Raw genomic sequence first — 25,313 nt, 5'->3', positions numbered from 1 at the left:
TCTCACTCCTTATGCACAACGCCATAACACCTTGCACAAATCTCTTCATTTGTCGGATTATCTCCAACCGTTTCAGAATACTTCCAGCACCTTAGACACTTCTTGCCCGGTGCTTTTATCACACTAACTTCAATACCCGTTTCTTCATCATAATATTTAACCAAAGAATCGTCAAGTGAGCCAAAATCAAAATATGAAACGATGCAGATATCAGCAAGCTCGTCCTTATCAAACCCTTCAATAACCTTCTGCATCTTATCGCTCTTTATATTAACAACAACACCAGCTTCTAAAGAGTTTCCTATCTGCTTGTTGCTTCGGGCTAACTCAAGTGCTTTATCCGTTGCAGATTTAAGCTTTCTTAAATTATTCCACTTCTCAATGAGAGCATCATCTCTATACTCTTCCTTTAACGGCACAAACTCTTCCATATGGACGCTCTCTTTTGAACCATTCATGTAAGAGTATGCTTCTTCTGCTGTAAAGGAAAGAATGGGAGCCATATAGAAAACAATCACCTTTAAAATCTCATTCATTGCTGTCTGTGCAGAGAGCCTTTTCTTTGAATCCTTCGCTTCGCAGTAAAGCCTATCCTTAAGAATATCCAAATAGAACTGAGAAAGTACAAGTATGCAGAAGTTTGTCATATTTCTGTAAATCACATGAAACTCGTAATCTTCATAAGCTTTCAAAAGCTTCTCCTTCAAAAGCTCAGTCTCTGCAAGCACCCACTTATCTATCTCTTCAAGTTCATCGTATTTTAAAGCCTTAGACTCATCAAAATCGTTCAAATTGCCAAGCAGGAATCTAATCGTGTTTCTTATTTTTCTATAGTTATCAACCAATCTTCTCATTATCTCATCAGAAAGCCTAACATCTTCCTTATAATCAGTCGCAGATGCCCAGAGTCTTAAAAGCTCAGCACCGTATTTTTTAATTATCTTCTCTGGCTGTATGACATTGCCTAAGGATTTAGACATCTTCCTGCCCTTTGAGTCAACAACAAACCCATGCGTTAGCACTTCGTTGTAGGGTGCCCTGTCTCTTGTTCCTATCGATTCAAGCAACGAAGAATGGAACCAACCGCGATGTTGGTCACTTCCTTCAAGATACATATCAGCAGGCCATCTCAAATCGTCTCTTCTCTCTAAAACTGCAGCATGAGAAACACCCGAATCGAACCAGACATCAAGTATGTCGTTCTCCTTCTCAAACTCATCACTTCCGCATTTACACTTATACCCTTCAGGCAAGAAGTATTCAGCGTCTTTTTCAAACCAGATATCAGCACCATGTTTTTCTATCTCATCGGCAACCCTATCTATTAGCTCTTTATCAAACTGAACCCTTCCGCATTTTTTACACTTGAACAGAGCTATAGGAACACCCCATGCCCTTTGGCGCGATATACACCAGTCTGGGCGTGTCTCCATCATTGAGTAAATCCTGTTTCTTCCCCATGATGGAATCCACTTTGTCTCATCTATAGCCTTTAAAGCCTTCTTTCTTAAATTATCCTTATCAACACTGATAAACCACTGCTCGGTGGCTCTAAAGATTATCGGGCTTTTACATCTCCAGCAATGCGGATAAGAGTGAGTAATCTTTTCTTCTTTTACTAACATCTCTTTCTGTTTTAGAAGCTCTATAACCTTAGGGTTGGCTTCAAACACATGCATTCCGCCAAAATACTCAACATTTGGCAAGAACTTGCCATCATCATCAACCGGCGAATATATCGAAAGGTGATACTTCATACCAACAACATAGTCTTCTTCACCATGACCGGGAGCAGTATGAACAAGGCCTGTTCCAGCATCAAGCGTAACATGTTCACCCAGAATTATCCTTGACTCCCTATCGTAAAACGGATGGGCAAGTATATAGCCTTCAAGTTCTTTGCCTTTTACCGTCTTTATGATTTCGTAATTCTCTATCTCAAACTTCTTCATTAACGGCTCGACCAACTCTTTTGCAACAAGATAGACATGTCTTGGTTGAATCTGAACAAACGCATACTCAAACTCTGGATTTACTGCAACGGCTAAGTTTGCAGGCAGAGTCCAGGGAGTTGTTGTCCAGATAATAGCAGACACTCCTTTGCCTAAAAACCTTCTATCTTCGCTTGCTAAATCGTCTATAAAATCAAACCTAACATAGATGGAGTCGCTCTCATCATCCTGATACTCAACTTCAGCCATAGCAAGAGCGGTTTTACAAGAAGAACACCAGTAAACAGGTTTCTTTTGTTTGTAAAGCAAATCCTTCTCAACAAACTTGCCAAGCTCTCTTAATGTATCTGCTTCGTATTTAAAATCCATTGTAAGATAGGGATTCTCCCAATCACCAAATACACCAAGCCTTTTAAACTCTTCTTTTTGTATCTCTATATACTTCTTTGCGTAATCTCTGCATAGTTTTCTAAACTCAGACTTAGGCATTGAGTTCTTTTTACCCTTACCTATCTCTTTTTCGATGTTATGTTCAATAGGTAAACCATGACAATCCCATCCGGGCACATAGGGGCATTTATAACCCATCATTGTTTTCGATTTTATCACTATGTCTTTTAGCACCTTATTCAAAACATGTCCCATGTGAATATGGCCGTTTGCATAAGGCGGACCATCATGAAGAATGAAAACCTCTCTGCCTTCCCTATCCTTTAAAATTTTATGATAAATGTCTTTTTCATCCCACTCTTTGAGCATCTGTGGTTCTTTCTGAACCAGATTGGCCTTCATAGGAAAATCTGTTTTTGGCAGAAGAAGTGTATCTTTGTAATCCATCTTCTATTCCCCCCTGAGTTTGGCAGAAAATTTATCTTTTAATCTTGTATATATTTCGCTCACAATACTTTCAATCTCATCGTCTGTAAATGTCTTCTCATCGTTTCTCAGCACAACCCTAAAGGCAAGACTTACTTTATCTTCATCTTCAAGCTTATCATAGACATCAAACAAGCCAACCTTATAGACAAACTCAGTCTTTAAAATCTCCTTCTCTATATCAGCCCATCTAACATCTTTTGATACAACAACAGCCAAATCTCTATAAACAGTTGGAAGAGTCGGTATGGATGAGTATTTAACCGTTTCGGTTTTAAGCTCTGTAAGATGTGTTAAATCTATCTCTCCAACAACTATTCTTGATTTCTTTTCAAACTTTAAATCATAAAATGGGTAAATATCTGGATGAACTTCACCAACAAAGCCTATTTTATCGCCTTTATAAAAGACATCCGCACTGCGTTTAGGATGCAGAAACTCCCTGTTTGATGGCTCAAAATCAAACTCAGCATTTACAAGAGAAGCTATAAGTTCGACAACACCCTTAGCATCATAGAAGTCAAAAAACCTACCCTTCTCATACCAGCTAAAATTGGAAACACCATACAGCAAAAATCCAACATTAACACTTTCTTTGGCAAAATCATTATCTTTAAAAAATACCCTTCCCACTTCAAAGATAGGTATGCTTCTTACACCTTTATTCACATTAAAGACAAGAGCATCCATCAAAGAGACAACAAGTGTTGTTCTCATCACATCTTGCAAATCTATTAAAGGATTTTTAAGATAAACAAAGCTATTCTCATCTTTATCAAAAAGCTTCAATTTTCTGCTATCAACAAATGAGTAATTCTTTGTCTCAAAAAGGCCAGAATCGGCAAGCAGCCTTGTAATATCCTTTGCCAACTTTTCAGTTTTATCTTCAGATTTTATTTTTGTTTCAACAACAGGAAAAGTCGGCTCTATCGTTTCATAACCCTTGATGCGTGCAATCTCTTCTGCTATATCATGCTCGCCTTCAATATCAAACCTGTATGTTGGCGCTGTTATCTCTATGGTGTTTTTTTCAACCTGCTCAACATCAAAACCAAGGCCAACCAGCACTTCAACCATCTCAGATGATGAGTAATTACTGCCAAGAAGAGCGTTTATATTGTCAAAGTTTGCAATTATCTTTTTGGGCTTAAACTCCTTCTCTTTAACATCAATAATGCCTTTGTATATCTTGCCATCTCCATATTTTTCAATTAAGCTTAAAGCGTATCTGCTTGCCACAAGTGGCAGATTAGGGTCAACTCCCCTTTCAAACCTGTGGGATGATTCTGTATGAAGCTTGAGCCTTCTTGCTGTAAGCCTTACACTAACAGGATTAAAGAATGCACTCTCAAGTGCTATCGTTTTTGTTGAGTTATCAACACTTGAAAATTCACCACCCATAACACCGGCAATAGCAATAGGGCCTTTCTCATCAGTTATCGCAAGCATCGTCTCATCAAGTTTGTACTCTTTGCCGTCAAGTGCAACGATTTTTTCACCATTTCTTGCTTTTCTTACAAGAATGCCGCCGTTGAGCTTGTTTATATCGAATGCGTGCATCGGCTGACCCAAAGCCAAAAGCACATAGTTTGTTATATCGACTATGTTGTTTATAGCTCTAACACCGCATTTCAAAAGCCTGATTCTCATAAAGAACGGCGAGCGTTTAACTAAGACATCTGCAGCAGCAAGTGTATATCGTGGACAATTTTCAAAATCTTCAACTTTGACACTTATCAAATCCTCAACGCTTTTATCTGTCTGATTAAACTCTATCTCTGGCATTTTTACCTTTTTAGAATACAAAGCAGCTACATCCCTTGCTACACCAAGAATGCTCAAAGCATCGGCTCTGTTTGGCGTAAGCTCTATCTCGATTATGGAGTCGTCAAACTCATCAAGTTCAACAAGTGGCGTTCCATTTTTAAACGACTCATCAAGCCTAAACAGCTCAGATGATGCATCTTCAAGCCCAAGCTCTTCGGCACTTAAAAACATACCTTCACTAATAAAATCACCAAACTTTCTCTTTTCTATCTTCCTATCACCAACAACACCACCAGCCAAAACCAATGGAAATTTCTCGCCAACTTCAACCGTGCTGTCGGCTGTTGCAACATTTACAGTTCTATCGCCTATGTCAGCCTTACATAAGAGAAGCTTCCCATCTCTTTTTATATCCACAACTTTAGAAACTAAAGCACCATAAGTATCAATCTTCTCAACTGAATCAACTTCAAGACCAGCCATTGTTATTCTATCGGCTAACTCTTCAGCCGAAACATCTATATCAACAAACTCTTTAAGCCACCTGTAAGATATTCTCATAGCACCCTACCCTTCGCAAAAGAGAATTGTTCAAGAAACCTGATATCGTTTTCAAAAAAGAGCCTTATATTGTCTATGCCGTACTTCAGCATTGCAAAGCGCTCAACACCAAGCCCAAAGGCAAACCCATTAAACCTATCTGTATCGTATCCCACATTCTTCAAAACATTTGGATGCACCATTCCGCATCCCAACACTTCAAGATAGCCAGTATATGAACAGACTCTGCAACCTTTACCGCCACAAATAACGCAGCCTATATCAACTTCCGCTGATGGCTCTGTAAATGGGAAATAACTCGGCCTAAACCTTACGGGCACATCTCCAAAAAACTTTCTTAGAAACTCTATCAAAACGCCTTTCAAATCAGAAAATCTTACATTTCTATCAACGAGCAAGCCTTCAACCTGATGAAACATCGGAGAGTGTGTTAAGTCTGAGTCTCTTCTATAGACCCTGCCCGGTGAGATAAACATAACGGGTGGTTTTTCTCTTTTCATTACGCGAATCTGCGTTGGCGAAGTATGAGTCCTTAAAACTACATTGTCATTTATATAAAATGTATCCTGCATATCTCGTGCAGGATGTTCCTTTGGAATGTTCAAAAGCTCAAAATTGAACAAATCAAGCTCTATTTCAGGGCCAACTTCAACAGAAAAACCCATAGACCTGAATATATCTTCAATCTCCATTATCGTCTTGGTTATTGGATGAATACCGCCACCAAAAGGTGTTCTGCCTGGCAGCGTTATGTCTATTGCTTCTTTCTGCAAAGACTCAAGTTTTGCTTTCCTAAAAAGCTCGTCCTGTTTCTCTTTTACCTTCTCTTCAACGAACTCTTTAAGCTCGTTAATCCTTTTGCCAAACTCTTTCTTCTCATCGTCTGATAGCTCTTTTAACTTTTTAAACAGAGCAGTTATCTTACCCTTCTTACCAACAAATGCGGCTTTAAGTTGCTTTAGCTCTTCCTGATTGCTTATCCTTTTTAGCGCTTCTTCAAACTCTTTTTTTAGCTCTTCCATTGCTCTCTCCCAATATTAAAAAAATGCGGAAGAATGCCCTTTTAGGACATTTTTCCGCATCTATACAGGCCTTTTGGTTTTTTACTCTTAAGCCTTTACAGACTCGACAAGCTTTTTGAAGCTCTCTGGCTCTCTAATTGCAAGCTCACTTAACATCTTCCTGTTTAAATCGATACCTTTTTCCTTCAACAGATGCATAAACTTACTATAACTCAAACCATACTCTCTAACAGCAGCATTTATCCTTGCAATCCACAATCTTCTAAACTCTCTTTTCCTTACCTTTCTATCCCTATATGCATACTGAAGTGCCCTTCTTACACTCTCTTCAGCATTCTTGTATGTCGAGTGTCTTCTCTGATAATAGCCTTTTGCAAGTTTTAAAATCTTCTTATGTCTTCTTCTTCTTGTGTATCCTGTCTTTACTCTCATTTTTCCTCCCTAATTAACCCCACGGCATCAGCTCTTTTAGATTGTGATGAACTGCTCCGCTTTTTACATAATGAGCTCTCTTCAGATTTCTCTTTCTCTTTCTCGGTTTATCAAACAACAAGTGGCTTTTGTTTGCCCTTGCATGCTTAAAATAGCCCTTCTCTGTTTTTTTGTAAAACCTTTTAGCTGCTGCCCTTCTTGTCTTTAGTTTCATTTAATTACTCCTCCTAACTGTGCGGAATAAAAGATACAGACACCCTTCTTCCTTGATAGTCTGGCTTGCCTTCAATCTGACCCAGATCAGCCAAATCAAGCTTCAATCTTTCTATCAGCTCTTCCACGAGCTCTTTTTTGTCTATCTCTCTTCCCCTTAAAAAGATATTGAACTTTACCTTATTCTTATCTTCAAGAAAGCTTCGCGCCATTTTTAATTTTGTCTGATAATCGTTGTCTGCAATCCTCGGCCTTAACTTAAGCTCCTTAACCTTAATCGTTTTTTGAGATTTCTTGCTCTTCTGCTGCTTTTTCTTCTTTTCATAATTATACTTGCCGTAATCCATTATACGGCAAACAACAGGGTCACTGTTAGGACTTACCAACACAAGGTCAAGTCCAACATCTTGAGCCCTTCTTAATGCTTCAGCCAAAGGAACTATTCCCACCTGCTTACCATTCTCATCAACAAGCCTAACCTTATCGGCTTTAATATTCTCGTTTATTGGCGGGATATCCTTTTTTCTAAAATCGCCTCTTATAGCATCACCTCCTGTCTGCTATTTCCTTATTCCATTTCTCTACAAGCGAATCTATATCCATACAGCCCAGATCGCCTTCTTTTCTTCTCCTTACAGAGACCGTGTTGCTTTCAACTTCCTTATCTCCAACAATCAAAGCATAAGGAATCTTCTCCGTTTCTGCAAACCTTATCTTCTTACCAACAGTTTCATTTCTCTCTTCAAGCTCAATCCTAAATCCTTTATCCTTCAGTTCTTCATAAAGCCTATGTGCATAGTCAAGATGCTTCTCTGAAACTGGTATTATCCTGCCCTGCACTGGTGCAATCCAGAGTGGAAAATCACCTTCATAATTCTCAATCAGAATAGCAATAAAGCGCTCAATCGAGCCTAAAATAACCCTATGCACCATAACGGGTTGCTTCTCTTTGCCATCTTCATCTATATATGTCAACTCAAACCTTTCAGGCAATGTAAAATCACACTGAATCGTTGCACACTGCCACTTTCTCCCTATGGCATCTTTCAGCTTAACATCAATCTTAGGCCCATAAAACGCACCATCGCCTTCGTTTATCTCATACTTTCTTCCTGTATTCTCAAGTGCATTTATCAAAGCATTGGTTGCAAGCTCCCACTGCTCATCCGTTCCTATGGAGTTCTCAGGCCTTGTTGAAATCTCAAGCTCATACTCAAAACCAAATATATCCATAACATCTTGAACAAACTCAAGAACGCCTATTATCTCATCGTTCAACTGGTCAGGCCTGCAGAAGATATGGGCATCATCCTGTGTAAACTCCCTAACTCTTAAAAGCCCGTGCAATACACCGCTCTTTTCGTGTCTATGAACAACGCCAAGTTCAAAATAACGCTTTGGCAACTCTCTATAGCTTCTCTTTTTCGACTTGTAAACCTGAATATGCCCCAGACAGTTCATCGGCTTTATGCCAAAGCTCTGCCCGTCTATCTCGGTAAAATACATATTCTCTCTGTAATGGTCAAAATGGCCGCTTCTCTTCCATAGCTCCGTTCTCAATATCTCAGGACCTTTGACAAACTCATAACCTCTCTTTAGATGCTCTTTTCTTTCAAACTCCTCTATTAGATACCTGAGCATAGCACCTTTTGGATGCCATATGATAAGTCCGGGTCCGACTTCATCGTTTATACTGAATAAATCGAGCTGTCTACCCAGCTTTCTGTGGTCTCTTTTTTTGACTTCTTCCAAAAACTTAAGATACTTGTCCAAATCTTCTTTTGTTGCAAAAGCCGCACCATAAATGCGCTGAAGCATTGGGCGAGTCTCATCACCCTTAAAATAAGCACCCGCAACACTCAGAAGCTTAAAGTGTTTAAGATAACCCGTTGAAGGTATGTGTGGGCCTCTACATAAATCAACAAAATCGCCCTGCTGATACAGGCTCACAACATCTTCATCTATATCCTTCAAAATCTCAACTTTATACTCATCGCCCTTCTCTTCAAAGAGCTTAATCGCTTCTTCCTTTGGCATCTCGGTGCGCTCAAACTTGTAATTCGCACCGACTATCTTTTTCATCTCTTTTTCTATCTTCTTCAAATCTTCATCGGTTATAGTCCTGCCCACATCCATATCGTAATAAAAGCCGTTTTCAATTGCAGGACCTATGGCAAACTTGGCATTACCGAAAACATGCTGGACAGCCTGAGCCATTATATGAGCTGCAGAGTGTCTCAAAATCTCAAGGCCCTCTTCGGAATTTACACTTATAAACTCAACTTCTTTATCTTCATCAAGCGTACTATCAAGGTCTATTATCTTGCCGTCTATTTTAGCCGCAATAATATCCTTTAATTTATTCTTTTTAACATACTCCAAAAGATTGGTGCCTTTTTCTATTTTCATTATTTTCTCCAAAAATAAAAAATGGTGGGCGCAAGTGGTTTCGAACCACTGACCTCTTGCGCGTCAAGCAAGCGCTCTCCCCCTGAGCTATGCGCCCACATCATCCAAAAATCTGGCTTTTTGTTATCATTTTAGTCTTTCTTTGTCAAGAGAATATAGAAGCATAAATACCTTTACTTACGCTCAAAAACTTGTAATAATTGTAAAAAATCTCCGAGCCTTTTGGCCTAAGGCAAGAAGCTACGGCTAAAGGCCGATAGGGTATAAGTGGAAACGCTTATGCCTCCCGTGATTGGAAAGGAGTGCTGATTATGTATATCTCGCCTTCTTCTTAAAAATCACTAACATATCCAGACTAAAACCATCAAAGGAGAAAAAGTGATTTCTATCAACATCAAAAAGAGACTTGGGAATTTTAATCTATCGTTAAAGTTTGAGCTAAAAGCTTTCAAAAATATCATCTTTGGAGCATCTGGAAGCGGCAAATCATCGCTGCTTAAAATGATAGCAGGATTTTACGACCCGGATGATGGTCATATCATAATAAACAACAAAACCTTTTTCTCAAAAAAAGATAAGATTTCTCTGTCTATTCAGGCAAGAAGTGTCGGTTATCTGCCGCAAGAATATACACTATTTCCAAACATGAGCATAAGGGAAAACATAGAGTATGGATTAAAAAAACGCAAAATTAAAGACGAAATTGGTATCGAACAGATTGCTAAAAAGTTTGGAATTTTTGACTGTTTAAACAAATATCCTTACCAAATCTCTGGTGGTCAAAAACAGAGAACTGCTTTAGCGCGAGCGTTAATTGCAAAACCAAACCTGCTTCTGCTTGACGAACCATTCAGTGCACTTGATAAACCTACAAGAGAAGAGTTAAGAGAGCTCGTTTCTGAAATAGCCGATAGTTTCTCAATCCCTGTTCTATTCGTAACTCACGATTCCGAAGAAGCATTCGTCTTTGGCGACGAAGTGGTGGTTATAAAAGATGGAAAAGTTATAGAGTATGGAAAAAAGAACAAAATCTTTAATGAGCCTTTATTCATTGATACGGCAGAGCTATTGGACTTTTCAAACATATGGAAAATCAAAAGAATAGACAGCTCAACCGTAAGACTTGAAAACAACCTTAAACTTGTATGCAATCCAATTAAAAAAGCAGAGTTCTGTTGCATAAAACCAGAAAATGTAATGATTTTAAGAAAGGATATAGATACAAGCAACAAAGAAAACAGAATTGATGTCATTATAGAAAAAATCAATTTCAGGGGCCGATACATAAACCTTACCACAAAAACAGAAAACGGCTTTAAAATAAAAATTAACATACCGCCACATGTCTTGGATAAGATGAAATTAAAAAAGGGTGATTCTATAACGGTATCTTTAAAAAAAGATTCCCTAATCTTCTGCAGGAGGTTTAACGATGCTTAAACAAACTCTAAAAATCCTAACTGTTTTACTTTTTACCTTTTTAATAGCTAAAACATCAGCTTTAGCCGAGACACTTTACTGGTTTACAGGTGCTGCAGTTAAAAAACCAACGCTCGAGATAGCAGACATGTTTAACAAAACACGCAAAAACAAGGTTATCGTCATAGCTGGCGGGACAGGACAAGTCCTTCAGCAGATGATACTCTCAAACAAAGGCGATGTCTATGGTTGCATGGACCCTAAATTCTTTCAGATTGCAAAATCAAAAGGGCTCGTGGTTAAATATAAGAAATTTTTAAAGCTCATCCCTGTATTCGGAGTATCAGAAAAAGCCAAAGACAAAATACACACATTTTATGACCTGTTTAAAAACGACATAAAAATAGCAGCAGGAAACCCAAAGACTATGGCATTAGGAAAAACATATCTGTTTATATTGAACAGATTACCAGAGAATTTAAGAGAAAGGATGAAACAGAATGTAAAAATAGAAGCAGTCAATATATCTCAAATCATCAACTACATAAAGATGGGTATCGTCGATGCAGGCATACTGTTTAGGGCAACAGCCAAAGTAAACCATATCAAATATGTAAACATACCTTCAGAATACAACAAGATAAAAACGGCTTATCTTGCAGAGATGGTGTTTGGCAAAAACAAAAAGGCAAAAGATGAGCTATTTAACTTCATCTTGAAACATTTATATGTATTTGAAAAATACGGATACAAGGTAATCTTGCAATGAGATTGACGCAGATATCCTTTGTTTTTACCATAATTCTAACACTGTTTCTTGTAAGCATAATTGCTTATGGTTTTATTAAGGTTAATCCAAAAGATATTGTTGCGCTGTTTGGCGATGGAGAATTTCTAAGTGCAGTATGGTTTGGATTGAAAACTTCTTCAATGGCGACAATGCTCTCTGCTGTTTTCGGCATACCTTCTGGCTTCTTTTTAGCAAGAAGCAACAGCATGTTTTCTCGCATATTGGACTCGTTTTTTGATATACCACTTATAATTCCGCCTTTAATCGTTGGAACCTTACTTCTTACACTCTTCAACGCACCATTCATTAAATCCTTTTACTCTTTTATATTTACAACGGCTGGTGCAACTATAGCTCAATTCTTCGTCGCTTTTCCATTCAGTGTTAAAGCATCAAAAAATGCCTTTGAACTCATACCACCAACATACGAAAGAATTGCTATGACTCTTGGCGCTTCAAACTTCTCTTCCTTTTACGACACAACTTTCAAGCTCGCCTTTAGCAGTATTATGTCTGGGCTAATGTTAACATGGCTTAGAAGCTTAGGTGAATTCGGAGCAACATTAATGGTTGGTGGCGGTATAGCTTACAAGACGGCAAACATACCGATAAACATTTATCTTAAAATGACAGAAGGCAACTTTAACGAAGGACTCGCAGCAAGTATTTTAATCGTGGTAGTATCTTTTGTAGCCGTTATAGTTATAAAATCACTCTTTAGAAGGAGATGGTTTATCGACTAAACCTATATACTTCAAAGCAAGCATCGTTATATCATCGTATTGATTCACACCTTGAGCAAATTCGTTTATTCTGTTTAATATATCTTTTACCATCCCTTGAGTATCTTTGGAGCAATTTTCAGACAAAGCTTTAATCAATCTATCTTTACCAAACTGCTCACTGTTCTTATTTATCGCTTCTGTTACGCCATCTGTATATAAAAAGATTGTGTCGTTCTTGTTAAGCTTAATCGACTGGTTCTCAAAGTGTGCTTCTTTCATCACTCCAACAACAAATCCGTTTTTAACTTTAATAAAACCCGTAGATTCAGAATAGCATACAACAGGTGGCAAATGCCCTGCGTTGGCAAACTCTATTTCGCCATTTTCGGTATTTAAAATACCCATAAAAACAGTCGCAAACATACACCTTTCGTTATCTTGAGCTATGATTCTGTTTACTCGGGTTAAGGTTTCTGCTGGTGAGAGCCCTCTTAACGCATCCGTTTTTATTAGATACCTTATTATTGCCATAAACAAAGAAGCAGGAACGCCTTTACCCGATACATCGCCTATAAGAAAACAGAGTTTATTCTTTTCCACAAAGAAAAAATCATAAAAATCACCACCAACCTTTCTTGCTGGTTTCATCACAGCGTATATGTCGAACTCTTTTATGTCTGGAAGGAATGAGCATGGCAACATGCTTGACTGTATTTTTGAGGCTATGTCGAGCTCGCTTTCTATTCTTTCTTTTGCGGCTGTTGTTTCTTTTAAGTTTTCTATATAGAGCTTTAAGGATTTTTTCATCTGTTCGAAGGATTTTGCAAGCCCGCCGATTTCGTCTTTTAAATGTGTGTATGGAATCTCTATGTCGAGCCTGCCTTTTGATACATCTTTTGTTATTTCACCTAAAGCCACGATGGGTTTTGTTATTGAGCGGGATATTATAAAGATTAACATAACCAGCATTCCAAAGCCAAATACACCAAGAAGCAGAAGGTTTATGTTGAGCTTTTTTATAGGCAAAAGGAGCTCTTGTTTTGGGAACATGACTCCCACTGACCAGCCGTTTGATGAGATTGGAGCAAAAGAGAGCCAACACTCTTTGCCTGTTAAGATGCTTTTTGTAAGAACGAGACCAGTTTTGCCGTGTATCATCATCATTCCGATTTTTCTGATATGGGGATTGTTGTATTCTTCTGCCACTGTGAAGATTGTTTCGTTCATTATGAATCTCTTTTTTGGATAGGTTATGAACCTTCCGTATTTTGAGATTAAAAAAGCATAGCCACTCTCTCCTATTTTTATTGAAGATATCATCTTTTTTAGCCAATCCAACGATACATCAACTGCAACAACACCCATAAAAATCTTTTTCCCATTTTCAACCTTATAAAAGGGAACGGAATATGTTGACATTATACTTTGACTACCCTTGCCATAGTATGGTTCACTCCACACGGCTTTACCGAGCTCTTTGGGTATTTGATACCAATCCCAGTAAAAGTACCTGTAAGAGCTGCTTCCTACATATTTGAACTTTATTTTATTGCCCGACCTGTAGTAGTATGGTGCAAAATAGAGCTTTGCTCTATCGAATTTATACGGCTCAAATGCAACCGTGCATCCGTATATGTCTGGATTGTTTTCAACCGTCTCTTTTATAAGCTTTAATAACTCTTTCTCCGACAAATCAGAGTTTTCAAGAAATATGGCAAGAGAGCTTGGAATCTTTTGAATAGGAAGCAGAATGGCATCTATTTTGTTTACAACGGATTGAGTCAAGTTTTTAGCATTCTCTTCTATTTTTTCCTTTATTATTCTTGTCGAATAGATATAGCTATATGTAAACATTAACGCAAGAATTAGAGATGTTGTAGCTATAATGTAAGATGCAAATTTAAACGCAATGCTTTTATTTCCCATAACAGCCTTTATAAAACGAGTCGAAAGGCGGAATTTTATCTATTAAACCCTGTCTCTTTAAAGTCTTTGCCACAAACTCATACTCTTTTTTATTTAAAATCCCTATCTTACCACCATAAAAGAATGCTTTTTTCACACTTTTTAACATCCACTCTTGATGAGCTCTATTTGTTGGAACATGAGCTTTAAACATATATTTCATTACTATTCTCACTGCTTCTTCTGGATGCTTAAACGCATACAGCCATCCTTCTATACTTGCCTTTACAAAAGCCCTGCACTGCGTAGGGTATCTATCATAAGTCTTTCTCAACACATATATGCCATCTTCAGGAAAATTTAAACCATACTTGTAAAACATAAAAATCGTCAGCTGGTCTGGTTGAACTCCTGAGTTTATAATCTCGTTGTATTCGTTATACCACATGGCAGTTGCAGCATCTACACCGCCCATCAAAAACAGGTTTATAGAGCTCATTTTTGGAACTATCTTACACTTTATCTTGTATTTGTTTAGAAATGCTCTAAAAGGGACCATAAAGGATGAGCCCCATACGCCTATCTTTTTTCCATTTAAATCTCTTATTGATTTAACCTTGTTTTTCCATGCAACCAAAACAAGCGATGAGCGTTGAAAGATTTGAGCTATATTTACAAGGTCAACACCGTTGGCTTTAAGTTTTATTGCTGTCGAAAGCCACATTGTGGCAAAATCAGCTTTACCTTCTTTTAGATACTCTTCAGAAGGTGCATCAGGCCCACCTGATAAAAATTTAACATCTATACCATATTTTTTATAAAAGCCCTTATCGTAAGCAACATAAAATCCTGCAAACTGTGCCTGTGGACGCCACTGTGGAATAAAAGTAAAAACTCTCTCAGAAAAAGCAGTTTGCCAAAACCCGAAAAAAAATAATATAATAATGCCCCACACAATCTTTGATTTCACTTTTAAATTATATCATTTTCGTTTTGATTTTATCAATATCCAAGCAGTAAATTTTCAACGAATGCCTAAAGAAAGAGCAAAATCCCTTTTTATCTATCCTTGAAAATAAAAAATAAAGCTAATTACAAAACTCTATCCTTGTATCCCACAAAAAGAAAAATGGTGCCGAGAGACGGAATCGAACCGCCGACACAGGGATTTTCAGTCCCTTCCGCACTATTTCTGCTCTCTTCCCCACTTTTCCTTGACTTTCATTTTTCCTTGTTATATAAGTAATTATGAAGATTTCAATGTTCCTTGGATTTCCCTTAAAATCTCTAATTTTTCCACATTTATGGACTAATAGTGGACTAATCATGGCACACGGATTTGTTGTTTTATTAATAAAAAGGAGGAGTTATGGCTAAATTTTTTAGCATGAAGAAGTATCCTGGAGTGACATATTACGAAAGCAGTGAGAGAAGATTTAACGGAAAACCAGATAGGTGTTACTACATCAGATATGTTGATCCTTCTGGTAAGCGCATAAGGGAGAAAATAGGATGGGAAAGCGAAGGTATAACTGCCAAATATGCCTTTGAGATAAGAAACGAAAGGCTAAGAAATATAAGACTTGGAGAAGAAGTAATACCTATCCAAAAGAAGAAAAAACAAAAAATTACATTTGATGAGTTTATGAGTGAGAAGTATCTGCCCTACTCTAAAGACAACAAAAACAGCTCAAGCTATCAAAGGGAGTATCAGTTATACAACGCATGGATTAAGCCAATTATAGGAGAAAAAACTCTGAAGGATATATCTCCCTTTGACCTTGAGAAAGTAAAAAAAGAAATGAAAGAAGAAGGTAAAGCTCCAAGAACAATAGAGTATGCTTTAGCTGTTGTCAGACAGGCATTCAATATGGCAATAAACTGGGGAATATATTCAGGGATAAACCCAGCAACTAAGGTTAAAAAACCAAAAGAAGACAATAAAAGAATTAGATTTTTATCACCTGAAGAAGCAGGCAATTTGCTTGAAGAGCTAAAGAAACATAGCAAACAGACCTACGAAATGGCGTATTTGAGCCTATACACTGGCATGAGAGCAGGTGAGATATTCAATCTCAAGTGGGAAGATATAGATTTTGATAATGGGATAATATACATAAAAAACTCTAAAAACAAAACCGACAGGGTTGCATATATGACAGATGGCGTTAAAGAAATGCTGCTTGATAAAAAGAGAGACTTAAAAGAAGAGAGTGGCCTTGTATTTAAAAGCTCCAAGGGTGAAAAGATAACCAAAATATCACACTCATTCTTTAGAGCAGTCAATGCTTTAGGGTTGAATGATAATGTAGTTGATAGAAAAGATAGAGTTGTTTTCCACACCCTTAGGCACACTTTTGCTTCCTGGCTTGCCATAAAAGGAACACCTATCTATACAATTAAAGAGCTTATGGGACACAAAACCTTAGCTATGACAGAGCGCTACTCTCACCTTATACCGGATATAAAAAGGAAAGCCGTAGAAGACCTTGAAAATGTAAGCAGAGATTTAAATTCCAAAACAGAAGACAAAATAAAATCAAATAAAAGTAGCTAAAACATGAAAAATAAGCATTACAGCTACTACTTACAATTATAAGATAGATTTCTTGCGTAAAATGGTATAGCATTTTAAAGCTAAGAATAAAAACTGTATGTTTGAATTTATGTCAAAGGTTTGGAGTTAAAAAGCAATGAAACCTGACCCCAATAAGCCTTTTAATAATTTACCTTTCCTGCCACCTAAGGATTTTTCAGAAACTGATGTAATTTTAAAACAGTTAATAAAAACACATAAAGCTTTGGCTGAGTTAAAAGGTTATTCAGAGCTTTTGCCTAACAAGGATATAATATTAAGCTCAATAACGATAAAGGAAGCCAAAGACAGCTCTGAGATTGAAAATATAATAACAACTCACGATGAACTTTATAAATCCCTTATTTTGAGGAAAAATATCACAAAACCTGAAGTTAAAGAAGTAATCAACTACAGAAAAGCCATTTACAAAGGGTATAACTTGATTAAAAAGCATTGGCTGTTAACCACGAATATCATTATAGAAATTCAGAAAGAGATAGAAGGCAATAGCGCCGGCATTAGAAAACTCCCTGGAACAAAGCTTATCAACGATAAAACAAATGAAGTGTACTATACACCACCAGATAGAGAAGAGATTATTTTGAATCTTTTAAAGAACTTGGAAGAGTTTATAAACTCTGACGAAGATGGATTCGACCCTTTAACCAAACTCGCATTAATACATTATCAGTTTGAGGCAATTCAGCCATTCTATGATGCAAATGGCAGAACAGGCAGGATTATAAATGTTTTATATTTAGTGTTAAAAAACCTTTTAAGCGAACCCTTTTTATACTTGAGTGGGTATTTAACAGAACATAAAAGCGAATATTACAGATTGTTGAGAAATGTTACCTACAAAAACGAATGGGAAGAGTGGGTTGTCTTTATGCTGAAGGCTATAGAAGAGACATCTTTTAGAACGCTGAATTTAAGCAAAAAGATTGTGGAAGCTATGAACGAGACTTCAGAAAAGATAAAATCTCAGATACCCAAGATATATTCAAAAGAACTTGTCGAGATTTTATATTCCAATGTATATACAAAAATCTCTATGCTTGTTGACAATAAGATAGCATCAAGAAATATAGCTGCCAGATACTTAAAAGAACTTGAAAAAATTGGCATAGTTAAAAGTGAGAAGGTTGGCAAAGAAAAGATTTTTATTAACAGTAGACTTTTTGAGATACTTAAGAGTCAATAACATGCACTAAGTCAGTGCATGTTTTAGAAATGTGCACTAAAAACAGAAATATTAGTGCATTGGCTTAAAAATAACCCAGTTATTCAGAAAAAACAAGAAATCCAAATTCGTTTGCCAGAAAGTCAATTCCGCTTGAATAAAAAGGGTTAAATATGGGATATCTGAATTAGTTTGTTCTCACGAAACTAAGCATTTTCTCAAGTTTATTACCTGTTAAAATAAATCATAAAACATACCGTCACAATCGTCATATCGTCACACACTAATATTAACTTGATTCATAGGCTTAATAGCATATATTTGTTGGTATAGATAAGCCAAGAAAGGACTAGCATGGATACTGCAAAAATCTTTACTAACGGCTTTTTTAAGGGTTTACACAGTTTTTTGAGGTGAGCCGTTTCTAAAACTTTTACTTTTTGTCTTCCATTGCGCCTACATTCCATTTATTCTTTCTTGCTCTAACTCATTCTCAAAAGGTCTCAGTTATAAACTTTTCAATTCTCCAAAAAATAAGTCAAATATCTGAAACCTCTAAAATTTTTAATAAATGTTATATATGTTCTTCTATCTTTCAGTATTATATTAAATTTAAATGGTTTTCTACCATATCTTACAATTAATGAATTTATTTTCTTTTTATTTTCTTTCCATAAAATATCTTCATCAGTAATCAAAATAGCATTATTTCTATCATTTTTTAAAAATAAAGTTGTTATATCATACATTTCTTTTGAAAAATCAGTTCCACCACCCCAATTTGTTGCATCAAAGAAATGTATTAATGGATAAGGTTTTTTATTTGCTTTTGTAAATACTTGAGGATTCCATTTAGATTTCATCTTCTTTATAAAAGTCATTATTTGTGGAATTTCAAAAATTTTATTTTCTTGAAAATCAACTTGATAAAAACTAAATTCATTATCAAATTTAATAAGATAAAATTCATCAAAATATTTTTGCATATCTTTGGTAAGTAATTTTTTTATCTCAGCATTGATAATTCCAAAAACATTACTCATTGAATCACTTCTATCAAGAATAAATAGCACACTCCCTTTCCCAACATCTTCTTCTTTAGTACCCGGTCTTATTAATAATGCCACTCCCGTTTGTTTTGTCTGCAATAATCTTGCGGCAGATTTCCTTGAAATTCTTGAATAGGTTTCTTCTTCTTTCTTTTCAGAAGGTTTCATTTTTTTCAAAAGAATTTTCCAATTATATTTTGGTCTTACATTTTCAAAATTAACACCTTCTTCAGAAGATTCCATTTCTTTTTTTATTTTATCTGCAATTCTTTTTAATGCTTCCCTATCTAATTTTTTTTGATTTTTCATTTCTTCTTTTGCTCTTTCAATTTCATCTTTTGACATTTTTTTAGTAATTGCATCTTTTGCACTTTCATCAATATCTATTTGAATTTCTTCTCTTTTTTGGTCTAATTTACCTGAAACATCTGCTTGCGGTGTATTTTGCGCAGATAAGGAGTTATTATTTTCTCCTTGATTTTCTCCGGATGATTTTTTTTCGGTTCCTTGTTGATTTTGTGGTTGATTTCTTACATTTTCATTTGAATCCATATGATTATCTTGTTGATTCATCATTTGATCAATTTGTTCTTGTGTCATATTATCCATTTCTTTTAACACTTCATCATACATCATATGCTTGTTCATAAGTCATATGTTCTAAATTTATTTCATTTGAAAATAAACCAATTGGTAATGCTGGAAGTCCTAATCTGCAGATATTATAATTATTAAAATAATCTGCAACTATATTTTGAATTTGATTTGCAATTTGAAGAGTAAGAGGATTATTTTCACAGTTTGTTTTTGGAATATTTTTAGTTGCTTTATATTTTTCTTTATTTTTACAAATATATTGAATTGCTCTTTTATCTAAATATTCAACATCTGATTGTACTAAATGGAACAATTCATGTATTATTAAAAATGCTACATATACATATTTATCTTGAATTTTCCCACCATTAGATTCAAATATTTTCGATTTTATCTTGATGATTTTATATTTTAACTCTAATTCAGCAATATAAACCAATTTTTTTATAAAATTCACATTAAAGATTAAATCTCCATTTGGTGATGCAGAACCAGTTGTAACTGAATTGAAGGATGAATTTTCATCTAATAAAGGATTAGGAACAAATATTACAACAGGTCTGATAATTTTACCTGAAAATATGTCTCTAATTCTTCTAAACATTTGTATGTAAATTCTAATGTAATTATAAACTTTATCGATTTCATCTAAGGAAATTTCAATTGGTATTTTATCAGGTGGTAATAAATCTATTAATTGAAAAACAGAACTTCTTAATGGAAATGCAATACCAGGATTGCTTTTTGCTTTAGTATAAATTTTATCAAATAATTTTTCAATTTCTTCTTTTGGTTTATTAGTTTCTTTTGCAACTAAATTAATTACTTCATCTAATATTGGTTTATATTGTTTTGAAGATGGATCTTTAAAATTTATATCCGCTGATACTATTTTTGAAGGGATGCTCATTCTTATTTTACCTCCTAAATCAGTTGCTCAATTTCTCAAACCTAAGCTCCATATACTTCAGTAAACAAGAATAGTTTACACTGAGATTTCCAATATAGTCAATATTAATTAAAATATTAAGCCTTAACAAACCATAGCAATGTCAGGAAATGTCAACTTTTTTGTGTATTCTGTATTTCCAATTAACCCATAAATACCTACCAAAAGTTTAAGCATGGTCCGTTGTAAGCTTTTTATTTAAGTCGCCGATTGGTGTATACCCAGAGTATTTTAGGTTAAGCAAAAGAGATAATTTGCCCTTTTCTTAATTAAGCCTTATTAAATCTTCTCTCTCAAAATCACCGTCAACATCAAAAAACCTAATATAAAGTTTTTTATTATCTGTTCCGCAAAATTCAAAATCGTCTATTTTCAAATCTTGTATTTTAGGATATATTAAATATACTTTATGACTGTTGTATCTCATGGCATAGGTAAACATCTGATATAAATCATCTTGAGAGATGTCTTTCTCTTCCTTAATAATTTTCCATTTCGTATCGAGTATGATATTTTCGTCTTCCATGTATATATCAGGTCTGAGATTAAAGAATTTTTCGCCTCCCTGTCTTAGAAGATGATATTCTCTGTGTTGGAGCACTACGTTTTTATAATGCTTCTTGAAATAACTACCTACATAATCTTCAAATAATCTATTCATATCAAAAAGCAAAGCAAAAGCCACACTATCGCCCTTATATGGAGAAAAAGATCTATTTAACAAAAAGATTTTGCAAAAGATTAACACATTTTCATAATATTTTATAGTTCTATCTAAGCTTATTTTTGCAAACGCAGACTTTACATCATATATTTCGTCAACATCATCAAACACAAACAGATACTTTCTTATCAGTTTTTGAAACCTTTTAGTTTTTTTCTGTAGGAAGAGAAGTGTGGTTTTAATGATTTGATTTTCAACCCTATTTTGCATATATTCATTATATTCCACAAAAAATTTCTCTTTGTGAATTAAATTTTTAATAATGTGTTCTGATATCTTTAACTTACCTTTCAAATAAGGCAGATTCTCTTCTTGTAAGACATAATCATTTTTTATGCCTTTTCTTATTAAAATGCCCAGCTCGTCCAAAAACATCTTAATAAAAATTTCAAAAATCGGTAATTTTTCTATTTTTAAGTTGGCCATTTGATAATTTCTAAACGGGCTATCCCTTAAAGTTTTTAACATTCTCAAAAGCACTGCTTTTGATTTATCTTTATCTTCTTCGTCGGAAATTTTGGGCAAAATTTCTAAAACAAATCCCAATTTTGTTTGAATAATTCCTACATAGTTTTGGGACTTCAAGTTGCCGTTTCTTGTAAAACTCAAGACGGTCGGATTTTGCTTGGCGAATTCTTCTAACTCTTTAAACGGATCGCCAATTTCAGAAGGTTTAATCTCTTCGTATTCAATTACCGTTTTCAATTGTTGATTCTTCATTGTTTTCCTGTTTTTCTTCTTCTTTTTTTATTTCATATATCTGTCTATAACTTTCAGGTTTATCAAAGGCACTTTCGTTTATCTCATAAACTTCATTCTCAAAATCAATATCTTCTCCAAAAAGATTTTCAGCCGATAGTTCTTTAATTTTAACAAACCGATAATCTTTATTTTCCTTTCTATTATCTCCCAAAACAAGTCTAATTTTCTTCCAATCATCATAAAAATACTCTGCAAGAAGTGGAATTATTTTATTTCTGAATATATTTTTTAAATCATCAAAACTTTTAATACTCAAAAAATATGCATGTCCTATTGTATGGTCTCTATCATAAAGATACTCAATCCTGTCATTTATTGTTTTAAGCAGCTTTTCTAAATTAATATCACCTTCTATTTTTATATCTCTCAAAAGTTCGGGTTTTGGCATCATTTCGATAAATGTAAATCTCCTTCTTAAAGCCGTATCAAGCAAAGCAATACTTCTATCTGCCGTATTCATCGTTCCTATGATGTAAAGATTCTTCGGCACACCAAAAGGCTCTTTGCTGTAAGGCAAGGTTACGATTGTTTCTTCTTCGTTTCCAATTCTTTTGCTCTCTTCAACAAGCGTAATCAACTCGCCAAAGATTTTTGATATATTTCCGCGGTTTATCTCGTCGATTATTAGGATGAAGTTTTCTAACTCTTCGTTGATTTCTATTTCTGAGCCTTCTTTTAAATAATCAAATAATCCTCGATAATATGGTTCTAACCCTCCTGTTATTCTTGATTTTACATCTTCTGAATCATAAATCTCTTTTAAAGTTTTTATTGACAGAGTATGGCTTTTATCACCACTCTCCTTCTCAAATTTGACGCTTCTATCTGTAACTTCATATATATAAATATTCTTTCTTTTCAAAGGAATTGTTATCTTTTCGCTTTCTTCTAATTTATCAAGAATTTTTCTTTTAAACACATCTTCAAAAGACATTTTCATCTTTTTACTTTGAGACACATCCAAGTTTTTCTTTGCCTTATTGCAAATTTCTTTAAATATTCCGTTTTCTATTTCATAAAAAATGTTTCCTTCTGCATCTGTTCTAGCTTTTAATCCTTCCACAAACTCTTCATAAGAATAATTTTGATGAAAGGTGATAAATTCAATTTGCCCATTGTCTCTATATTCTTTAAACTTTTTCTGTAACTCTTCCCTGCTTGGATTTTGACTCAAAAAATCCCTCAATTTTTCATCTTTCATTGCAATAATCTGCAAGCTTTTTTCAATTACGCTATATGTCTTCCCTGTCCCAGGTGGACCGTATAGGATTTGATTTAAAGGATTTATGTGTTGATTGTATTGATTATCATTAATTTCTACAAGATTTTCTTCGCGGTTACTATAGAATGTTTCTATTGTTTTTTTATAAATTTCCTTTAAATTTTTTATGATGCAATCCAGATTTAATTCATCTATTCTTTCAATAGGAACCTTAAATGAATGCTTATTGGAACCTAATTTGTAATTCTTGCATTCATCAGTTTTTTGTATAATTTTTAATTCTTTCTCTAAAAAATTGTAGATTTTTTTACTATTTTTTTTCTCAAATTCGTCTAACTTATCGTCTATTAAGCCTATACCAATTATCAAACCTTCTTCATTGTTATAAATAGTGACATAAATAACCAAATGTGTATTGTTTTCAAATGGTTTATATCTGTTCCAAATATAATTAGGTATTCTGCCTGAAATTTGCCAGCGCCCTTTACCGACAGATTCACATTCATGACAAACATCATCTGAAAATTCTCCAAATAGCTTCCAAAACTCCTTTAATTTTTCTCTAGTTTCATTATCACCTTTGGGGTATCTCTGCCTGTATTTGCTTTTGTAAAATTCATACAATTCCAAGAATCTTTCTAAATCAATTTTTACATTCATACACATCTCCCACACTTTTTACTTTATCTCCACCACCATCAAAAATGACACACCCAATCCACTCGATATTCCCACGTCTGTTTGAAGCAACGGTAAAAGTTTAATCATATCCCTACCGGCAAATTCGACATAGCTTTCGATTTCTACCAAATCGGCTGAGTTCATCTTTCTAAACATTGTTTGAGTGTCTGCTTGAGATAAAACATATTTGCTCACCTGAGCTGGCCTTTGGGTTATGACGATAAGACCAAGGTTGAATTTTCTCCTGTTTGATTAGCTTTTCGGTTTCTTTATGAATGCTATTGCTATTTATAAACTTCATTTGAGCCTCCATAGAAAATATCCCTCATTATATGTTTTATATTACCTTCACTTTTTATGTCAAATCCGATTTAGATAAGTTTATAATATTCCAAACTTCTAAATATAGGGTTTAAAATTTGTGTCTACTCTAAAAACTTTCTATATTTAACAAAAGGAAGAAATCGATAAACAGGGGATATAAAAAGAATCTCGTTTAGCATTTATCTGTTCATGTTGGGACAACCTCCTTTGCTAACTGAGTTTGTTTCACTATTCCATTGATCACAGGGTTAGACACAAGATTGTTTTAAATTTTTCTTTTTCTGTTAATTCTTTAGGATGATAAATATGTGTATACCTATCTAGAGACAAAATCTGAAAAATGCTTGACAAGAGGGGTAGTACAAATTAAACTTTCAATAAGACATTCAATTAGAAAAACAATCTAAAGAGGAGGAATTGGTTTATGGCAAGATATAAACTTGAGTTTGTAGGCAATGGTGGAGAGCTTTTAGTAGGGACTATTCCAGATAGTTTATACGAGAAGATTAAATCTCATGGTTGTGAAGATTATTTGGCGGATGAAATCCCGTTGGATGAAGATTCGGATGAGTATCCTTATTACGAAAACAACGATTTAGTATCTTGCAATGTTCCTTATGGAGACTACAGTGGATTAGAGGTGAAGATTGTTAGGTTAGATAAAAATAACAGGGAAATTGAGAATATAGCAACCATTCCGTATGATGACTTAAATGTAGTCACCGTTGCATGTGATTCTGCGCTTATATTTGACAAACTTCACAAAAAAGATGAGTCCTCTTACAAGGAAAATATCATAGCTGTATTCTCAGAAGAAAAAGGATTCTGGAGCAGTGAACCCTTTGAGTTGGATGAGAAATTTGATGTAAATAAATTGGTTGTTATGTCTGCGTTTTTTCCAGAGATGATATTCGGAGAAGACGGAATTTCTCTGGTGCTGGGAGCTTTCTACTGTAAAAACGATGAAGCTAAAGAATACTTAGAAGACTTGGAAGAAATGGATATAGATAAAAATCTACTACCTGAACACGAACTGGATAAAAGGAAGGTTTTTGGATTAGCCAGCAATAATCCCAACATGATAGCTGTTAACTTCGGTGATGAGATAGAAACAGAAGGAAAAGATATGTATTGTAATGTGTTAACAGAAAATGGTTGGGAGGAAATATAGAA

The 25,313-nt window shown here is 35.0% G+C and carries 20 protein-coding genes, 1 tRNA gene and 1 riboswitch; of the genes, 6 read left to right on the top strand and 15 right to left on the bottom strand.

Features of this window, described 5'->3' with window-relative positions:
* Window positions 1–2: 2 nt before the first annotated feature.
* The 8 genes from ileS to G415_RS0101465 form a co-directional block, all read right to left on the bottom strand.
* Window positions 3–2,789 (bottom strand): isoleucine--tRNA ligase, encoded by a 2,787-nt coding sequence (gene ileS / locus G415_RS0101500; RefSeq protein ID WP_022669813.1) that lies wholly within the window; start codon window positions 2,787–2,789, stop codon window positions 3–5.
* A 3-nt stretch (window positions 2,790–2,792) separates the two neighbouring features.
* Window positions 2,793–5,156, bottom strand: coding sequence for a phenylalanine--tRNA ligase subunit beta (gene pheT / locus G415_RS0101495; protein WP_022669812.1), 2,364 nt, complete (start codon window positions 5,154–5,156; stop codon window positions 2,793–2,795).
* Window positions 5,153–6,178, bottom strand: a complete 1,026-nt coding sequence (pheS, locus tag G415_RS0101490) for a phenylalanine--tRNA ligase subunit alpha (protein ID WP_022669811.1) — start codon at window positions 6,176–6,178, stop codon at window positions 5,153–5,155. Before pheS ends, pheT begins: the two co-directional genes overlap by 4 nt.
* Window positions 6,179–6,265: 87 nt before the next feature.
* Window positions 6,266–6,610 carry a 50S ribosomal protein L20 gene (gene rplT / locus G415_RS0101485; protein WP_022669810.1) on the bottom strand — a complete coding sequence of 115 codons (345 nt, stop codon included), beginning with the start codon at window positions 6,608–6,610 and terminating at the stop codon, window positions 6,266–6,268.
* Between the two features lie 13 nt (window positions 6,611–6,623).
* Window positions 6,624–6,824 (bottom strand): 50S ribosomal protein L35, encoded by a 201-nt coding sequence (rpmI, locus tag G415_RS0101480; protein WP_022669809.1) that lies wholly within the window; start codon window positions 6,822–6,824, stop codon window positions 6,624–6,626.
* Window positions 6,825–6,837: 13 nt separating this feature from the next.
* Window positions 6,838–7,329, bottom strand: coding sequence for a translation initiation factor IF-3 (gene infC, locus G415_RS0101475; RefSeq protein ID WP_033378644.1), 492 nt, complete (start codon window positions 7,327–7,329; stop codon window positions 6,838–6,840).
* A 40-nt stretch (window positions 7,330–7,369) separates the two neighbouring features.
* Window positions 7,370–9,232, bottom strand: coding sequence for a threonine--tRNA ligase (gene thrS, locus G415_RS0101470; RefSeq protein ID WP_022669807.1), 1,863 nt, complete (start codon window positions 9,230–9,232; stop codon window positions 7,370–7,372).
* A 22-nt stretch (window positions 9,233–9,254) separates the two neighbouring features.
* Window positions 9,255–9,329 (bottom strand) — tRNA-Val (locus G415_RS0101465).
* Window positions 9,330–9,431: 102 nt separating this feature from the next.
* Window positions 9,432–9,551: riboswitch (molybdenum cofactor riboswitch) on the top strand.
* Window positions 9,552–9,610: 59 nt separating this feature from the next.
* Between G415_RS0101465 and G415_RS09405 the strand changes: the two genes are divergently transcribed.
* The 3 genes from G415_RS09405 to G415_RS0101450 are packed head-to-tail and all read left to right on the top strand — an operon-like array spanning window position 9,611 to window position 12,184.
* Window positions 9,611–10,672, top strand: a complete 1,062-nt coding sequence (locus G415_RS09405; protein ID WP_022669806.1) for an ABC transporter ATP-binding protein — start codon at window positions 9,611–9,613, stop codon at window positions 10,670–10,672.
* Window positions 10,665–11,420: a substrate-binding domain-containing protein gene (locus G415_RS0101455; protein WP_022669805.1), complete on the top strand. Its 756-nt coding sequence runs from the start codon at window positions 10,665–10,667 to the stop codon at window positions 11,418–11,420. The genes G415_RS09405 and G415_RS0101455 overlap by 8 nt, the downstream gene beginning before the upstream one ends.
* Complete coding sequence (locus G415_RS0101450) at window positions 11,417–12,184, top strand: molybdate ABC transporter permease subunit (RefSeq protein ID WP_022669804.1); 768 nt, start codon at window positions 11,417–11,419, stop codon at window positions 12,182–12,184. The genes G415_RS0101455 and G415_RS0101450 overlap by 4 nt, the downstream gene beginning before the upstream one ends.
* Here G415_RS0101450 and G415_RS0101445 read toward each other — a convergent pair.
* Window positions 12,152–14,092 (bottom strand): SpoIIE family protein phosphatase, encoded by a 1,941-nt coding sequence (locus G415_RS0101445; RefSeq protein ID WP_022669803.1) that lies wholly within the window; start codon window positions 14,090–14,092, stop codon window positions 12,152–12,154. The two genes, G415_RS0101450 and G415_RS0101445, sit on opposite strands and share 33 nt — an antisense overlap.
* Window positions 14,082–15,041 carry an ABC transporter substrate-binding protein gene (locus tag G415_RS09400; RefSeq protein WP_022669802.1) on the bottom strand — a complete coding sequence of 320 codons (960 nt, stop codon included), beginning with the start codon at window positions 15,039–15,041 and terminating at the stop codon, window positions 14,082–14,084. Before G415_RS09400 ends, G415_RS0101445 begins: the two co-directional genes overlap by 11 nt.
* Window positions 15,042–15,440: 399 nt before the next feature.
* On the opposite strand from G415_RS09400, the gene G415_RS0101430 reads away from it, so the two are divergent.
* Together G415_RS0101430 and G415_RS0101425 are read left to right on the top strand one after the other, a co-directional pair.
* The gene (locus tag G415_RS0101430) at window positions 15,441–16,628 is read left to right on the top strand and encodes a tyrosine-type recombinase/integrase (protein ID WP_022669801.1); all 1,188 of its coding nucleotides are present in this window, start codon (window positions 15,441–15,443) and stop codon (window positions 16,626–16,628) included.
* Between the two features lie 136 nt (window positions 16,629–16,764).
* The gene (locus G415_RS0101425) at window positions 16,765–17,853 is read left to right on the top strand and encodes a Fic family protein (protein ID WP_022669800.1); all 1,089 of its coding nucleotides are present in this window, start codon (window positions 16,765–16,767) and stop codon (window positions 17,851–17,853) included.
* A gap of 497 nt (window positions 17,854–18,350) precedes the next feature.
* Here G415_RS0101425 and G415_RS0101420 read toward each other — a convergent pair whose 3' ends face one another.
* From G415_RS0101420 to G415_RS11025, 5 genes are all read right to left on the bottom strand, one after another.
* Window positions 18,351–19,517, bottom strand: a complete 1,167-nt coding sequence (locus G415_RS0101420) for a hypothetical protein (protein ID WP_022669799.1) — start codon at window positions 19,515–19,517, stop codon at window positions 18,351–18,353.
* A complete protein-coding gene (locus tag G415_RS0101415; protein WP_022669798.1) occupies window positions 19,507–20,388 on the bottom strand; it encodes a hypothetical protein in 882 nt (293 codons plus the stop codon). Before G415_RS0101415 ends, G415_RS0101420 begins: the two co-directional genes overlap by 11 nt.
* Window positions 20,389–20,692: 304 nt before the next feature.
* The gene (locus tag G415_RS09395) at window positions 20,693–21,871 is read right to left on the bottom strand and encodes an McrC family protein (protein ID WP_022669797.1); all 1,179 of its coding nucleotides are present in this window, start codon (window positions 21,869–21,871) and stop codon (window positions 20,693–20,695) included.
* Window positions 21,840–23,795, bottom strand: coding sequence for an McrB family protein (locus tag G415_RS0101405; protein ID WP_022669796.1), 1,956 nt, complete (start codon window positions 23,793–23,795; stop codon window positions 21,840–21,842). Before G415_RS0101405 ends, G415_RS09395 begins: the two co-directional genes overlap by 32 nt.
* An 18-nt stretch (window positions 23,796–23,813) precedes the next feature.
* On the bottom strand, window positions 23,814–24,011 hold the full coding sequence (locus G415_RS11025; protein WP_155825415.1) for an ATP-binding protein: 198 nt from the start codon (window positions 24,009–24,011) through the stop codon (window positions 23,814–23,816).
* A 553-nt stretch (window positions 24,012–24,564) separates the two neighbouring features.
* Here G415_RS11025 and G415_RS0101390 point away from each other — a divergent pair.
* Window positions 24,565–25,311 carry a hypothetical protein gene (locus G415_RS0101390; protein ID WP_022669793.1) on the top strand — a complete coding sequence of 249 codons (747 nt, stop codon included), beginning with the start codon at window positions 24,565–24,567 and terminating at the stop codon, window positions 25,309–25,311.
* Window positions 25,312–25,313: the final 2 nt, after the last annotated feature.

Source organism: Hippea alviniae EP5-r, assembly GCF_000420385.1.
Lineage (GTDB): Bacteria > Campylobacterota_A > Desulfurellia > Desulfurellales > Hippeaceae > Hippea > Hippea alviniae.
This window is presented reverse-complemented; position numbering and strand designations above follow the sequence as displayed.

Bases quoted from the DNA above. Each gene is read 5' to 3' on its own strand.
- G415_RS0101450 (WP_022669804.1), top strand. From the start codon at position 11,417: ATGAGATTGACGCAGATATCCTTTGTTTTTACCATAATTCTAACACTG.
- rplT (WP_022669810.1), bottom strand. From the start codon at position 6,610: ATGAGAGTAAAGACAGGATACACAAGAAGAAGAAGACATAAGAAGATT.
- G415_RS0101405 (WP_022669796.1), bottom strand. From the start codon at position 23,795: ATGAATGTAAAAATTGATTTAGAAAGATTCTTGGAATTGTATGAATTT.
- G415_RS0101415 (WP_022669798.1), bottom strand. From the start codon at position 20,388: ATGAGCATCCCTTCAAAAATAGTATCAGCGGATATAAATTTTAAAGAT.
- G415_RS0101425 (WP_022669800.1), top strand. From the start codon at position 16,765: ATGAAACCTGACCCCAATAAGCCTTTTAATAATTTACCTTTCCTGCCA.
- G415_RS0101455 (WP_022669805.1), top strand. From the start codon at position 10,665: ATGCTTAAACAAACTCTAAAAATCCTAACTGTTTTACTTTTTACCTTT.
- thrS (WP_022669807.1), bottom strand. From the start codon at position 9,232: ATGAAAATAGAAAAAGGCACCAATCTTTTGGAGTATGTTAAAAAGAAT.
- ileS (WP_022669813.1), bottom strand. From the start codon at position 2,789: ATGGATTACAAAGATACACTTCTTCTGCCAAAAACAGATTTTCCTATG.
- pheS (WP_022669811.1), bottom strand. From the start codon at position 6,178: ATGGAAGAGCTAAAAAAAGAGTTTGAAGAAGCGCTAAAAAGGATAAGC.
- pheT (WP_022669812.1), bottom strand. From the start codon at position 5,156: ATGAGAATATCTTACAGGTGGCTTAAAGAGTTTGTTGATATAGATGTT.
- G415_RS0101430 (WP_022669801.1), top strand. From the start codon at position 15,441: ATGGCTAAATTTTTTAGCATGAAGAAGTATCCTGGAGTGACATATTAC.
- G415_RS0101390 (WP_022669793.1), top strand. From the start codon at position 24,565: ATGGCAAGATATAAACTTGAGTTTGTAGGCAATGGTGGAGAGCTTTTA.
- G415_RS09395 (WP_022669797.1), bottom strand. From the start codon at position 21,871: ATGAAGAATCAACAATTGAAAACGGTAATTGAATACGAAGAGATTAAA.
- G415_RS0101420 (WP_022669799.1), bottom strand. From the start codon at position 19,517: ATGATGTATGATGAAGTGTTAAAAGAAATGGATAATATGACACAAGAA.
- G415_RS0101445 (WP_022669803.1), bottom strand. From the start codon at position 14,092: ATGGGAAATAAAAGCATTGCGTTTAAATTTGCATCTTACATTATAGCT.
- rpmI (WP_022669809.1), bottom strand. From the start codon at position 6,824: ATGAAACTAAAGACAAGAAGGGCAGCAGCTAAAAGGTTTTACAAAAAA.